The organism is Microtetraspora sp. AC03309 (assembly GCF_020826795.1).
GTDB classification, from domain to species: domain Bacteria; phylum Actinomycetota; class Actinomycetes; order Streptosporangiales; family Streptosporangiaceae; genus Microtetraspora; species Microtetraspora glauca.
Map to the genome: position 1 here is coordinate 1 of NZ_JADDIL010000133.1, position 12,732 is coordinate 12,732.

The window sequence follows — 12,732 nt, forward strand, 5'->3', positions numbered from 1 at the left end:
GCTCGGGTTCCTTCCTCGGTCCACCGCCGTGCCCTGCGCGGGCTCGCCGGCAGGGTGCTCGTCGGAGATCACGGGTAACGGACAAACCAAACCCGGGTTTCGCTAGTCTCATGCGGTTATGACGATATTCACGGACTTTACGACGTTCGGCGCGTGGCGGCGGGTGGGAGTTCCCGTCGCTCTGGCCGTTTCCGCCCTTTCGCTGGCCGCCTGCTCGGGCTCCTCCGGCTCCGCCGAACCCACGGCCACGGTCACGGTCACCGCACCCCCCTCTCCATCCGATGAGCCGTCCCCCGAGGCGTCACCGGCGTCCTCTCCCTCGCCCGAACCCTCCTCCACCAGTGTGTTCGACGACCCGGCGGACGACGACTGGCCGCCGATCTCGGACAAGACCCCGCCGATCTTCGGGGAGGTCTTCCAGTCCGACCCTGGGCACGATTTCACGAAGGGCATCAGCCCCAGCCGTGACGGCATCGTCCGCGGCGAGCTCCGGACCATGCAGGACGCGAACGTCGCGGAGTACGTCCCCATCAAGTTCGTCAAGGACCCGAGCAGCGGCCAGGGCCGCTTCGAGGGGCCGAAGGAGGGCGATGTGATGGCCTTCGCCGCGCCGATCGCCAAGAACGTCGTCTTCCTCAGCGCCGTCGGCTGTGACGGCAAGGACCAGACGATCAACAACCAGTACATCGGCACCCAGAGCTGCTCGCGGGACAAGCTCATCTCCCGCGCGGTCAAGGGCGGCCTGTACGCACTGATCACGGTGAAGAACCACCAGATCGCCAAGGTCGTCGAGATCTACGCCCCGTGATCGGGGTACGGCTACCGCCGCGCGCCACGCCCGCGGTAGCCGTACGTCGACACACCTGTGACCTATCCCTATCCGCTCGTCCCCTTCGAGGAATAGGGTGAGGTGATGGATCGTCGCATCTTCGGGCTGGAGAACGAGTACGGCGTCACCTGCACGTTCAGGGGGCAGCGGAGGCTGTCACCGGACGAGGTCGCGCGGTACCTGTTCCGGCGAGTGGTGTCCTGGGGCCGATCGAGCAACGTCTTCCTCCGCAACGGCGCACGTCTGTATCTCGACGTGGGCAGCCATCCTGAGTACGCCACCCCCGAGTGCGACAACGTCGTGGAGCTCGTGACCCACGACAAGGCGGGGGAGCGCATCCTCGAAGGTCTCCTCCTGGACGCCGAGAAGCGGCTCCGGGAGGAGGGCATCGCGGGGGACATCTACCTGTTCAAGAACAACACCGACTCCGCGGGCAACTCCTACGGCTGCCACGAGAACTACCTCGTCGGCCGGCACGGCGAGTTCGGGCGGCTGGCCGACGTGCTGATCCCGTACCTCGTCACCCGGCAGATCATCTGCGGCGCGGGCAAGGTGCTGCAGACGCCGCGCGGCGCGGTCTACTGCGTGTCCCAGCGGGCCGAGCACATCTGGGAGGGCGTGTCCTCCGCGACCACCCGGTCCAGGCCGATCATCAACACCCGGGACGAGCCGCACGCCGACGCCGAGCGGTTCCGCCGCCTGCACGTCATCGTCGGCGACTCCAACATGAGCGAGACGACGATGCTGCTCAAGGTCGGCGCCACCGACCTGGTGCTGCGCATGATCGAGGCCGGCGTCGTGATGCGCGACCTGTCACTGGAGAACCCGATCCGGGCCATCCGCGAGGTCTCGCACGACATGACCGGGCGGCGCCGGGTCCGCCTGGCGAACGGCCGTGAGGCGTCCTCGCTGGAGATCCAGCAGGAGTACCTCCTCAAGGCGAAGGACTTCGTCGACCGCAGGGGCGGCGACGAGACGAGCAAGCGGGTGCTGGAGCTGTGGGAGCGCACGCTCCGCGCGGTCGAGACCGGCGATCTCGACCTCGTCGCCCGCGAGATCGACTGGGTCACCAAGTACCAGCTGATTGAACGTTACAGACGGAAGTACGACCTTCCGCTGTCGTCGCCGCGGGTCGCCCAGCTCGATCTGGCCTACCACGACGTCCACCGCCGGCGGGGTCTGTACTACCTCCTGCAGCGGCGCGGCTCGGTCGAGCGGGTCGCCTCCGACGTCCGGATCTTCGAGGCGAAATCGGTTCCGCCGCAGACCACACGGGCCAAGCTGCGCGGCGAGTTCATCCGCAAGGCCCAGGAGAAGCGTCGCGACTTCACCGTCGACTGGGTGCATCTCAAGCTGAACGATCAGGCACAGCGGACCGTGCTCTGCAAGGATCCTTTCCGCAGTGTTGACGAAAGGGTCGACAAGCTGATCGCGGGCATGTGATCTCTTTACGCCGGGCGGACAGCGGGTTCGGGTAGGGTTACCCGAACCTAGCTGTCTGTCTAGAGGAAACCACATGCGTCGCCGTACGGCAGTACTCGCCGCTCTACCCTTGATATTCGCCGCGGCCTGCGGAACCGCCCAGAAGACCGACTCTGGGGCGGCTCCGGCGGGCAGCTCAGGCATCAAGGTGGCCGGGCAGGCCGACCAGAAACCCACCGTGACGTTCCCGTCCGGCAAGCCGCAGTTGACGTCCTCCTCACAGAAGATCATCGAGGGTAACGGCACGCCGGCCAAGGACGGCGACGTGCTCACCGCCAAGGTGACCGTCTACAACTGGGACGGCAAGGACAACAAGTCGCCCGGTTCGGACTACGACCAGAACAAGTCCGAGTTCGTCACGGTCAGCTCGCAGCTGCCCAAGGCGCTGCACGAGGCCCTCGTCGGCTCGAAGCCCGGCGGCCGCGTCCTCGCGGTGATCGCGAAGGACAACCTGACGGAGGACCAGCTCGCCTCCGCCAAGCAGCAGGGCACCGACTTCACCACCACGTCGCAGGTGCTCGTGGTCGACGTGCTCTCGGCGGCGGCCAAGGCGGCCCAGGGTACGGCGACCGACCCCGGCGTCGAGGGGGTCAAGCTGGTCAACCCGGGCGGCGACAAGGCTCCGACGCTGACCACCAAGACCAACGCCAAGCCGCCCAAGGGCCTCGTGGTGAAGACCGTGATCGAGGGCAAGGGTCCCAAGGTCACCGCCGACCAGATGGTCCTCGCGCACTACACCGGCAAGATCTGGGGCACGGACAAGCAGTTCGACTCCAGCTGGGAGCGCGGCGAGCCGACGACGTTCGCCCTCAACCAGGTCGTGAAGGGCTGGTCGCAGGGCCTCACCGGCGTGCCGGTCGGCAGCCGCGTCCTGATCACGATCCCGCCGGACCTCGGGTACGGCAAGGAGGGCAACGCCCAGGGCGGCATCAAGGGCACCGACACCCTCGTCTTCGTCGTGGACGTCCTCGGGGCCGCCTGAGTCCCGGGTCACGTTGTGACGGCGCGCCGGAGGCCCATCGCCTCCGGCGCGCCGTCGCCGTTCGCGCTCGGGAGAGTCCGCCTCACCCCGGCGTGAAGGCCGGAGCGCTACCGACGAATCGTGTAGCTGTCGCCGTACACCTTCCACTTGAGCGGTGGCACGAGGTCGAGGTTGCCCGCCCTGAGGAAGACCCGCTGCGCCGTGTCCACCCGGCTGGTGTCGCTGTGCGCCTCCTCGGTCTTCATCGCGGCCTTGCGCGCGTTGAGGAACGCGTTGAGGTAGGCGACCTCGTCTCCGCCCTGTGCCGGCGTCCTGGCCTTCTTCATCGCGGTCCTGCGGATCCCGCCGAAGCTGACGCTGTCGCCGCCGGGCCCGTGCATGACCATGGCGTCGTAGTAGATGAACTGGCCGAGCGCGCGCAACCCGTCCTTCTTGGCCTGCCGTACGGCGGGGGTGAAGTAGACCCGGTCGCGCTCGTCGTTCTGCGCCCGCTGGAACGCCTTGTCGGCGGCGGCCCTGCGCCAGGCCCTCATGAAGGCGGAGCCGAGGCCCTTGTGCGAATCGGTGCCGTTGACCTTGCGCAGTGCCGGAAGGTATCGGGCGAGTACGTTCCCCGGCACACGCTCGGTGTAGAGCGCGACGAGGTCGAGCATGTCGCCCGTCCCTGAGCAGAACCCGATGATCCCCGCCGTGTAGCCGCGGCCGTCGTCGATGTCCTCGATGTACTTGTACTGGGCCTTCCAGTTCAGGGAGGAGTTCTCCGCGCTGGAGACCAGCCGCATCGCGATGTCCTTCTTGTGCGGATCGGTGAGGTCGGCGGCCTCGGCGCCGACGACCCTGATCTCGACGGCGGGGCTTTGGGCCGCGGCGAGCTCGGCCCGCACCGGGCCCAGCGCCGGTACGCGGGCCGAGACACGGGCCGAGACGTGGGCCGGGACCTCGGCCGTGAGTACGGCGACCGCCGTCACCGTGAGCAGGAGGGCGGCTCGTCTGATGGCGGGATAAGCCATGGGGGTGGTCTCCGTTTCCCGCCCCTGTCTCCGGAGGGAAGCGGGGGAGTGGGGGCGGATCGCATAGGGGGATTTATCCTGACAAGGTTTAGTTAGGAAGGTTTCCTAATGAGAGCAGTATCGGTGTTCTCTGTCAACGCCGTCCGGCTGTCGTACGCGAGTGCCGGGAGGCGGGAGGACCGTACCGCCTGGATCGCGGCCGCCTAAACTCCGCCTGTGGGAAGCGACGAACTCGACGCCGTGGGCGTGCTGAACGATCCTCTCCGGCGTGAGCTGTACCGGTTCGTGGCGACGCGGGGGCGGGAGGTCGGCCGGAACGAGGCGGCCGAGGCTCTGGGGATCCAGCGCACGCTCGCGGCCTTCCATCTGGACAAGCTGGCCGACGCCGGACTGCTCGAAGCGGACTTCCGGCGCCTCACCGAGCGGACGGGGCCGGGAAGCGGCCGTCCGGCCAAGGTCTACCGGCGGGCCAGGGGGGAGCGTCTCGTGAGCCTGCCTCCGCGCGACTACCGGACCCTGGCGCTGGTCCTGGCCGAGGTGGTCGACCTGCTCGGCGCGGACGATCAGGCCGAGGCGGTCGCGCGCCGTGCCGGAGAACGGCTGGCGCGCGGCGCGTCTCCGGAGGGCGGCGGCGCCGTCGCGGAGGGGGGCGGCGACGCGGCCGACGACGGTGCCCGTCCCGGCCTGGCCGCGCTGCTTGAGGATCGCGGCTACGAGCCGTACGAGGAGGAGGGCCGGATCCGGCTCCGCAACTGCCCGTTCCACGTGCTGGCCGAGCGGCATCCGCTGCTGGTGTGCTCGATGAACCTCGCGCTCTGCCAGGGGGTTCTCGCGGGCCTCGCCGACACGGAGACATCGGCCGAACTGGACCCGCGTCCCGGGGAGTGCTGCGTGGTGTTTTCTAAAAATAATGAGAGTTGACATAGAAGCGCCGGGCGCGGAAGGCTGAGCGGCATGCATCTCGCCCAGCTGAACGTCGCGCACATGAGCGCCCCCCTGGACAGCCCGCGGCTCGCCGACTTCGTCGCCTCGCTGGAGCCGGTGAACGCCCTCTCCGACGTCGCTCCCGGGTTCGTCTGGCGGCTCAAGGGAGGCGATCTGCCGACCGACACCGTCCAGCACGACTACGGAGACCACCTGCTCATCAATTTCTCCGTGTGGGAGTCGCGCGAGACGTTGTGGAACTTCGTCTACCGCAGTCCGCACCTTCCGGTCATGCGCCGCCGCCGCGAGTGGTTCGAGCGGGCGGCCGTGCCGTACACGGTGATGTGGTGGATCCCCGAGGGGCACGTCCCGACGCTGGAGGAGGGGATGGAGCGGCTGGAACTGCTGCGCGCCAAGGGTCCGGGACCCGGCGCGTTCACCTTCAGGGACTTCTACGAGCCCGACGGCCTCCCCGCTCAGGAGTGACCGCCCGAGCCGCCGGAAGGGAGCGGTCCCGGCTCAGGTGAGGAGGGAGGCGGCGTGCCGTCCGGCCGCCGCCGACGCCAGGAAGCAGGCGAGGTCCTCGTCGAGCCCCCGGCCCATGGTGGACAGCCGGACCGGGCTCTGCCGCAGCGCCTCGTACAGGCCGTCGACGGGCACGCGGACCAGCTCGTGCCGTACGGCGAGGGCCTGCGCCTGCGCGGCCACCCGCCTGCCGAAGTCGCCGGGCAGCTCCGGGAGCACGACCTGCGCCGGAGCGAGTGCGACCCGCCCGTACGCGGTGAGCGAGTGGTGCGACACCCCCAGATGCCGCTCCCGCAGGTCACCCTCGCTGACCCGCAACGCGGCCACCGGTCGCCCGCCCAGCACGGCCGCGGCGTTGACGGCCTCGCCCGCCGAGACGCCGGAGAAGCCCCAGCGGGTGCCGGTGCCGAGGTTGCCCGGCCCCTGAGCGACCACCGCGACGTCCGCGCCCAGCACGTGCCGGGCCGCGAGCAGGCCGGTGTGCAGGGTGACCGCCTCGACGTCGCCGCCGAACGCCTGGCCCGTGGTGACCACCCCGCACAGCCAGTCCAGCTCGCGCAACCGGCCGCACGACATGGAGAACCAGGCGGGAAGCGCGCCGCCGTCCGGCATGACGTACGCCACGCGAGGCCGCCCGCCGGACGGGGCGAGCTCGCCCGGCGCCGTCGCGGGAGATCCCGTACGGCCGGCCGCGAAGAGACCGCAGAGGACGGCGGGCAGCGCCGAGTGCAGATCCGCGACCACGACGGGCATCCCGTCGATCGAGTCGGCGTCCCTGAGGACCGCGTGGTGGGGCGAGTCCTGCTCGTCCGCGCCGAGGACCGTCGCCTGCAGCGGCGTGTACCTCGCCTTCACCAGATGGCCGGGTCCCGAAGGATCTTGCGGCAAACGGTCCGGAACGGCGACCACCATGGCGTAACCTCCCGTACCGAGGCCCATGGCGAGCGCGGTCGTGTTCAGCAGCACCGTGTCGCCGGGCTCAGGACGACCGACCAGCGAGGGATAGGCCAGCGCCCGGCACTCTCCCTCGGGGACGGAGACGTCCAGCTCCACGGCTCCCGGCCATTCCCGCCGGACCCGGAGCACCTCGCCCTTGCGCCATCTGATCACGTCGCAAAGGGTAGCGTTCAGCACGGAAGACGGGCGCACGAAACCAGGCCGGAGGGGAGGCACGATGTCACGGCGGAAGACCGAGCGCCTGCTCAATCTGGTGATCTGCCTGCTCGCGACCCATCGGCCGCTGAGCGCAGAACAGATCAGGCACGCCGTCCCCGGGTACGACCCGGACAACGACGAGGCGTTCCAGCGCATGTTCGAGCGTGACAAGAACGAGCTTCGCGAGATCGGCATCCCCATCGAGGTCCACAAGGACCCCTGGGAGGAGGACCCCGGCTACCGGATCGTCCGCCAGGCGTACGAGCTGCCCGAGATCACCCTGGAGCACGACGAGGCGGCCGTCATCGGCCTGGCCGCGCAGGTCTGGCAGCGGGCCAGCCTGGCCGAGGCCGCCAGCGGCGCGCTGCTCAAGCTGAGGGCGGGGGGTGTGCGGGCCGATCTCGGCCCGAGCCCGCTCGAACTCCGGGTGGACACCCGCGATCCGTCGTTCCCTCCGCTGTGGGAGGCGGTCAGGGACCGCCGGGCCGTGACGTTCGGCTACCGGCGGGCGGCCGGGGAGTCGGTGCTGACCCGCGTCGTCGAGCCGTGGGGCGTGGTGAGCCGCCGCGGCCGGTGGTACGTCGTCGGCCACGACCGCGACCGGGGCGCCGCCCGCGTGTTCCGGCTTTCCCGGATCGTGGGCGAGGTCACCCCGCTCGGCCGGCCCGGCAGCGTGACCGTGCCCGAGGGCGTCGACCTGCGCTCCATGGTCGGATACCAGGAGATGGGCGTCGAGCGGGTGGCACTCATCAGGGTCCGCCAGGGCACCTGTCTCGGCCTGCGGCACGCGGCGCAGGCCCTCCGGACGGGCACCGACGGCTGGGACGAGGCCGAGCTGACGTTCTCCGACCCCGAGTGGCTGGCCGGGTGGATCGCCAGCCTCGGCTCCGACGCCGTCGTCGTCGATCCGCCGGACGCCCGCGAGGCCGTGATCCGCCGGCTGAAGGGAGCACTCCAGTGATCGAGGCTCCGCGCACCGCTGGGAGGGTGGAGAAGCGATGAGTTCCGATCGGCTGCCGCGCCTGCTCGCGCTGGTGCCGTACCTGATGTCGCACCCCGGCGCGGAGGTGCCCGAGGTGGCCGAGCTGTTCGGCCTGTCGGAGAAGCAGCTCATCGACGACCTCCAGTTGGTGTGGATGTGCGGCCTTCCCGGTCACACGCCCGGCGACCTGATCGACGTGTCCTGGGACGGCGGCGAGATCCTGATCGACAACGCCGACACGATCGCCCGGCCGCTCAAGCTCGGCGTGGACGAGGCGAGCGCGCTGCTCGTGGCGTTGCGCATGCTCGGCGAGCTCCCCGAGTTCAAGGACATGGACGTGCTCGGCCGGGTGATCGCCAAGCTGGAGAGCGCGGCGGGCGAGGGCGCGGCCACGGTCAGCGCCCAGGTCCAGGTCGAGATCGGCGCCGCGCCCGGCGCGCACGCCGTGATCACCGACGCGGCGCGGCGGCGCAGGAGGCTCTCCCTGCGCTACTACGTGCCCGGCCGGGACGAGATCACCCCGCGCGAGGTGGACCCGATCCGGGTCGTGCTCGTGGACGGCAGGCACTACCTCGAAGGCTGGTGCTACCGGGCCGAGGCCATGCGGATGTTCCGGATCGACCGGATCATCGAGGTCGAGGTGCTCGACGTGGCGGCCGACCCGCCGGCCGAGGCCGAGACGATGGACGTCACCGAGGGGGTGTTCCGGCCCTCCGAAAGTGATGAGCTCGTGGAGCTGGAACTGACCCCCCTGGGCCGGTGGGTCTCGGAGTACTACCCCTGCGAGGAGGTCACCGAACTGGGTGAGGGCCGCCTCCGGGTGGCCCTGCGCGCCCGCGACCAGTCCTGGCTCGTACGGCTCGCGCTCCGCCTCGGGGAGAACGGCAGGGTGGTCGCTCCCGCGTCCCTGGCCGACCAGGTCACCGACGCCGCCCGGCAGGCCCTGGCCAACTACGAATGCGTCGCCTGACCGGCGGCGACCTCGCGTCGTCGTCGGCGGCGGGGCGTGGGTACGATTGCGCAGCATGATCTGGATCTCCGCCTCGGTCGCGCTGGCCGTCATCGGCCTCGCGGTGCTCGGCGTCCTGGCGTCCCGGGTCCTCGTCGCGGCCCGCGGTCTCAGCCGGGAAATCGACAGAACGCGACAGCGGCTGGAACGTCACTCCGGCGATTTTCGGGTGGGGATCGGGACCAACCAGGACGGGCATGGGTGAAGACTGCGCACAACAGCGCGTACGATCGGGCTGAGGTACTCCGCTGCGTTTGGTAAGGATGCGTTATGGGCAACTTGGGCCCCACCGAGCTGATCATCATCGGCATTGTCGTCCTGCTGCTGTTCGGTGCCAAGCGGCTGCCGGACACGGCGAAGGCGCTGGGTCAGTCCCTGCGCCTGTTCAAGCGGGAGACCGCGAAGCTTCGCGACGAGGACGCGGACGCCACCGTCGTCAAGGCGCAGGCCGAGCCGGCCCCGCCCCAGCAGGTGACCGCGGCCTCCTCGGTCGAGGATCGGCTCCGCGCGCTCGAGGAGGAGAACCAGCGCCTCAAGGCCGCCTCCGAGCCGACCGTCAACGGCGTGCCGCTCTCCCAGGCACAGAAGAAGGACCAGTCGTCCAGCTGAGACCCACCGCGCGGTAAGGATCCCTAGATGGCGCTGCTGAAGCGGTCGAGCGCGGAGGTCCCCTCCGACGACGACGGTCGCATGACGCTCATGGAGCATGTCCGTGAGCTGCGCAACCGGCTGGTCAAGATGATCCTGGCCGTGGTCGCCGGGACGATCGTCGGTTTCGTGTTCTTCGACCCCATCTGGACGTTCATGACGGGGCCGTTCTGTCGGCTTCCGGAGGCGTACAAGCTCAATGGCGGCACCGGGTGCACGCTGGTCGTGCACGGTGTGCTGGACGGTTTCTTCATCAACCTGAAGGTCGCGGCGATCTTCGGTGTGGTCGTCAGCGCGCCGATCTGGCTCTACCAGATCTGGGCGTTCGTCACCCCCGGGCTCTACCAGAACGAGCGGCGATACTCGCTGGGCTTCCTCGGCCTGGCCGTCCCGCTGTTCGGCGCGGGCGCCGCGCTCGCGTACCTCACCCTGGACAAGGGCCTCGCGCTGCTGCTGGGGTTCGTCCCGATGAACGCCGTCCCGCTGATCGACGTGGGCGACTATCTCGGGTTCCTGATCATGATGCTCGTCATCTTCGGGATCTCGTTCCTGATGCCGTTGCTGATGGTGTTCCTCAACGTCGTCGGGATCCTGCGGTTCAAGACGGTCGCCAAGCACCAGCGGATGATCGTCTTCGGGTTCTTCGTCTTCGCCGCGGTCGCCACGCCGAGCCAGGACCCGTTCACGATGCTGGCCCTGGCCATGCCCATGGTCCTGCTGTTCTTCGGCGCCGAGGGGATCATGTACTTCCGCGACCGCAAGCGTGACGCGGAGGAGGCCGCCCGCGCCACGGCCCTGGAAGAGGAACTCGACGGCTCTCCCGCCGCCTCCGACGACTGGTAGGCGTACGCCGGCTCGGCTTCCGGGCCGGGCGGGTCGGCTGGTCCCGGGGCTCGACAGGGCTCGACGGGGGCGGATTCGTCCCGATAGGTTCCGGTTGTGCGCGGTGATCTCGTCGTCCTGGTGAACCCCACCGCCCGTGGCGGCCGGGCGCGACGCCTGGTCGATCCCGTCGTGCGGCGGCTGCGCGACGGCGGACGCGAGGTCCGCGTGATCGTCGGCGCGACCGCCGAGGACGCGCTCGACCAGGCCCGTACGGCCGTCGCGGAGCGGCCGGACGCCCTCGTCGCCCTCGGCGGCGACGGTCTCGTGCATCTCGCGGTGCAGGCGGTGGCCGGGACCGACGTGCCGCTCGGTATCGTCCCGGCCGGAACGGGCAACGACATCGCCGCCGCGCTCGGCATCCCGGGAGATCCGCTGGCCGCGGCCGCCATGGTCGCCGGTGCGGCGGCCGAGGGCCCCGGCGCGGGGGTCGTACGACAGGTGGACGCGGCGAGGATCGGTGGGGAGCGGTGGTTCGCCGGGGTGGTGGCGTGTGGCTTCGACTCCCGGGTGAACGAGCGTGCCAACGGCATCGCGTGGCCGCCTGGTATGGCGAAGTATCTCGTCGCGCTGGTCCAGGAGTTGCGTTCTTTCACCCCGATCCCGTTCAGGATCGTCCTCGACTCCGCTGATGGCGTCGAGGTGATCGAGCGTGAGGCGATGCTGGTGGCCGTGGCCAACACCCGTTCGTACGGCGCGGGCATGCGGGTCTGTCCGGATGCCCGGCCGGACGACGGTCTGCTCGATGTGCTCGTTCTGGGGGCCGTGCCCAAGGGGGAGTTCCTCCGTACGTTCCCGAAGGTCTACCGGGGCGGCCACGTGGGTCATCCGGCTGTCACCATCCGGAGGGCGACCCGGGTCACGCTGGAGGCGATGGACGTGGTCGCCTACGCCGACGGGGAACGTGTCGGGCCAGTCCCGGTGACCTGCTCGGTGGAGCCGGGCGCGCTGCGCGTCCTGGCGCCCGGCGGCCCGCCCGCGTGAAGGCGGTCAGCCGGTCGTGACCGGCTCGGCCACACCTCGCCGATTCGCCCCCTGGGGCCAACGTCGACCTTGTGGGCCGCCTTCCCCACCAGCTCCTTCGTCGGCTCCGACCAGCGGAAGTGCCTCGACGCAAGTGATCTCCAAGTGGGGATCACTAGCTTCTCGGCAGGAGAAGAGATCTCCCGTCCTCGCCGCGGCCTCGGCCGCGTTCAGTGCGCGATGACGCCGTACTCGCCGCTGCGGTCACCGATGTGCGCGGTCGCCGTGTCGGCGAGGTGTCGAGAACCTCGCGACTGATCTTCAGTCGAACCGGCGTATGACTCACGACCATGATGGAGGAAGCACGATGAAGCACGCGGTTGTCCGGCGGCTGGGCCGTCCGGCGCTGGTGGTGGCGCTGGCCGCGGGGGTGCTGTGGGGCGGCGTCGCACCCGCCGCGGTCGCCGCGTCCACCGCGTACGCAACCGGCACGTTGGGGCCGTACGGATACGGTGGTGTGAAGCTTGGGATGAGCGCCAAGCAGGCCCGTGCGACCAAGAAGATCGTGTCCAAGGCCAGTTGGAGCCCGTGCACGGGCTGGGACCTGAAGGCGCACCCGACCGGCCGCGACAAAGTGGGCCTGTACATCTCCAAGAGGCGCGGCGTGGCCATGATCTTCGCCCCCAAGGGGGTCACGACCCCTCAGGGGATCGGGATCGGCTCTACCGAGGCGGAGTTGAAGGAGGCCTACCCCAAACTGAAGCAGTCGGCGAGCGGATACCCCGTCGTCACCGTCCCGGGCAACCGGAAGGCCTCCTACCGTTTCCTGCTGTCACGCGGCCGGATCTACGAGATGGCCCTCGCCCTCAACAATCAGGATTGCACCAACTGATGCCCTGAGCAGGTTGATGCTCTGGCGGTACGCGGCGAGGTTCTCGGAGATCTCGTCGGCTGTCATGGTCCCGCGGCGAAGGGTGTGGGGGTGGCGTTCCGGACGTCGATCCGCCTTGGGTGTGGGACCAGGGCAGTGAGAAGGGCGGCCATCGCCATAGATCGCCCATGACAGCCGACGGACCGTATGAGAAGGCGAAGCCCGGCATGTCCGGCAGCGTTGATGTGACGACCGGCTTGCGAGGCGTGATCAATGACACGACAAGCTCTGCCTAAGAACGATATGGCGGTGTTTGTCGTCGCGTGGTTCCGGAGATCCAGACGGTGCGGAAATGGCCCTATCAGGGGTTATCCGGGGCATTCTTCGGCATGGATGGCGGAGGTGCTCGAGCGTCTAGAGGAATCGATTCCTTTTCGGGGGAGAATCGCTATGTCCAAGTTCAAGAGCCT

General features: G+C 69.4%; 14 protein-coding genes. 12 read left to right on the top strand and 2 right to left on the bottom strand.

The window, feature by feature from the left end:
* The first annotated feature begins 118 nt into the window (after positions 1 to 118).
* From IMZ11_RS40705 to IMZ11_RS40715, 3 genes are all read left to right on the top strand, one after another.
* Positions 119 to 808: a hypothetical protein gene (locus IMZ11_RS40705; RefSeq protein ID WP_228648611.1), complete on the top strand. Its 690-nt coding sequence runs from the start codon at positions 119 to 121 to the stop codon at positions 806 to 808.
* Positions 809 to 913: 105 nt separating this feature from the next.
* Positions 914 to 2,272 carry a Pup--protein ligase gene (gene pafA, locus IMZ11_RS40710; protein ID WP_228648613.1) on the top strand — a complete coding sequence of 453 codons (1,359 nt, stop codon included), beginning with the start codon at positions 914 to 916 and terminating at the stop codon, positions 2,270 to 2,272.
* A gap of 73 nt (positions 2,273 to 2,345) precedes the next feature.
* Positions 2,346 to 3,293 (top strand): FKBP-type peptidyl-prolyl cis-trans isomerase, encoded by a 948-nt coding sequence (locus tag IMZ11_RS40715; RefSeq protein ID WP_228648615.1) that lies wholly within the window; start codon positions 2,346 to 2,348, stop codon positions 3,291 to 3,293.
* A gap of 107 nt (positions 3,294 to 3,400) precedes the next feature.
* On the opposite strand, the gene IMZ11_RS40720 is transcribed toward IMZ11_RS40715, so the two are convergent.
* Positions 3,401 to 4,303 carry a chitosanase gene (locus tag IMZ11_RS40720; protein WP_305075944.1) on the bottom strand — a complete coding sequence of 301 codons (903 nt, stop codon included), beginning with the start codon at positions 4,301 to 4,303 and terminating at the stop codon, positions 3,401 to 3,403.
* Between the two features lie 216 nt (positions 4,304 to 4,519).
* On the opposite strand from IMZ11_RS40720, the gene IMZ11_RS40725 reads away from it, so the two are divergent.
* Complete coding sequence (locus tag IMZ11_RS40725; protein ID WP_228648617.1) at positions 4,520 to 5,224, top strand: metalloregulator ArsR/SmtB family transcription factor; 705 nt, start codon at positions 4,520 to 4,522, stop codon at positions 5,222 to 5,224.
* Positions 5,225 to 5,257: 33 nt separating this feature from the next.
* Entirely contained in the window at positions 5,258 to 5,713 is a 456-nt protein-coding gene (locus tag IMZ11_RS40730; protein WP_082776879.1) for a DUF3291 domain-containing protein, read from the top strand.
* A gap of 33 nt (positions 5,714 to 5,746) precedes the next feature.
* On the opposite strand, the gene IMZ11_RS40735 is transcribed toward IMZ11_RS40730, so the two are convergent.
* Positions 5,747 to 6,862 carry a DUF3866 family protein gene (locus IMZ11_RS40735; RefSeq protein ID WP_228648620.1) on the bottom strand — a complete coding sequence of 372 codons (1,116 nt, stop codon included), beginning with the start codon at positions 6,860 to 6,862 and terminating at the stop codon, positions 5,747 to 5,749.
* 64 nt (positions 6,863 to 6,926) lie between these two features.
* Here IMZ11_RS40735 and IMZ11_RS40740 point away from each other — a divergent pair, with 64 nt between their 5' ends.
* The 7 genes from IMZ11_RS40740 to IMZ11_RS40770 all read left to right on the top strand — a co-directional run bounded on the left by IMZ11_RS40740 (position 6,927) and on the right by IMZ11_RS40770 (position 12,283).
* Positions 6,927 to 7,868 (top strand): YafY family protein, encoded by a 942-nt coding sequence (locus IMZ11_RS40740; RefSeq protein ID WP_228648622.1) that lies wholly within the window; start codon positions 6,927 to 6,929, stop codon positions 7,866 to 7,868.
* Between the two features lie 37 nt (positions 7,869 to 7,905).
* A complete protein-coding gene (locus IMZ11_RS40745) occupies positions 7,906 to 8,859 on the top strand; it encodes a YafY family protein (RefSeq protein WP_061255688.1) in 954 nt (317 codons plus the stop codon).
* Positions 8,860 to 8,914: 55 nt separating this feature from the next.
* On the top strand, positions 8,915 to 9,103 hold the full coding sequence (locus IMZ11_RS40750; RefSeq protein ID WP_061255689.1) for a hypothetical protein: 189 nt from the start codon (positions 8,915 to 8,917) through the stop codon (positions 9,101 to 9,103).
* Positions 9,104 to 9,168: 65 nt separating this feature from the next.
* Complete coding sequence (gene tatA, locus IMZ11_RS40755; RefSeq protein WP_061255690.1) at positions 9,169 to 9,507, top strand: Sec-independent protein translocase subunit TatA; 339 nt, start codon at positions 9,169 to 9,171, stop codon at positions 9,505 to 9,507.
* A gap of 27 nt (positions 9,508 to 9,534) precedes the next feature.
* Positions 9,535 to 10,389, top strand: a complete 855-nt coding sequence (gene tatC / locus IMZ11_RS40760) for a twin-arginine translocase subunit TatC (RefSeq protein ID WP_061255691.1) — start codon at positions 9,535 to 9,537, stop codon at positions 10,387 to 10,389.
* A gap of 96 nt (positions 10,390 to 10,485) precedes the next feature.
* Positions 10,486 to 11,412: a diacylglycerol kinase family protein gene (locus tag IMZ11_RS40765; protein WP_228648624.1), complete on the top strand. Its 927-nt coding sequence runs from the start codon at positions 10,486 to 10,488 to the stop codon at positions 11,410 to 11,412.
* A 346-nt stretch (positions 11,413 to 11,758) separates the two neighbouring features.
* Complete coding sequence (locus tag IMZ11_RS40770; protein WP_228648626.1) at positions 11,759 to 12,283, top strand: hypothetical protein; 525 nt, start codon at positions 11,759 to 11,761, stop codon at positions 12,281 to 12,283.
* Positions 12,284 to 12,732: the final 449 nt, after the last annotated feature.

Excerpts from the sequence above, each read along its gene's own strand:
- IMZ11_RS40770 (WP_228648626.1), top strand. The coding sequence starts at position 11,759 with ATGAAGCACGCGGTTGTCCGGCGGCTGGGCCGTCCGGCGCTGGTGGTG.
- IMZ11_RS40740 (WP_228648622.1), top strand. The coding sequence starts at position 6,927 with ATGTCACGGCGGAAGACCGAGCGCCTGCTCAATCTGGTGATCTGCCTG.
- pafA (WP_228648613.1), top strand. The coding sequence starts at position 914 with ATGGATCGTCGCATCTTCGGGCTGGAGAACGAGTACGGCGTCACCTGC.
- tatC (WP_061255691.1), top strand. The coding sequence starts at position 9,535 with ATGGCGCTGCTGAAGCGGTCGAGCGCGGAGGTCCCCTCCGACGACGAC.
- IMZ11_RS40705 (WP_228648611.1), top strand. The coding sequence starts at position 119 with ATGACGATATTCACGGACTTTACGACGTTCGGCGCGTGGCGGCGGGTG.
- tatA (WP_061255690.1), top strand. The coding sequence starts at position 9,169 with ATGGGCAACTTGGGCCCCACCGAGCTGATCATCATCGGCATTGTCGTC.
- IMZ11_RS40750 (WP_061255689.1), top strand. The coding sequence starts at position 8,915 with ATGATCTGGATCTCCGCCTCGGTCGCGCTGGCCGTCATCGGCCTCGCG.
- IMZ11_RS40745 (WP_061255688.1), top strand. The coding sequence starts at position 7,906 with ATGAGTTCCGATCGGCTGCCGCGCCTGCTCGCGCTGGTGCCGTACCTG.
- IMZ11_RS40730 (WP_082776879.1), top strand. The coding sequence starts at position 5,258 with ATGCATCTCGCCCAGCTGAACGTCGCGCACATGAGCGCCCCCCTGGAC.
- IMZ11_RS40720 (WP_305075944.1), bottom strand. The coding sequence starts at position 4,303 with ATGGCTTATCCCGCCATCAGACGAGCCGCCCTCCTGCTCACGGTGACG.
- IMZ11_RS40715 (WP_228648615.1), top strand. The coding sequence starts at position 2,346 with ATGCGTCGCCGTACGGCAGTACTCGCCGCTCTACCCTTGATATTCGCC.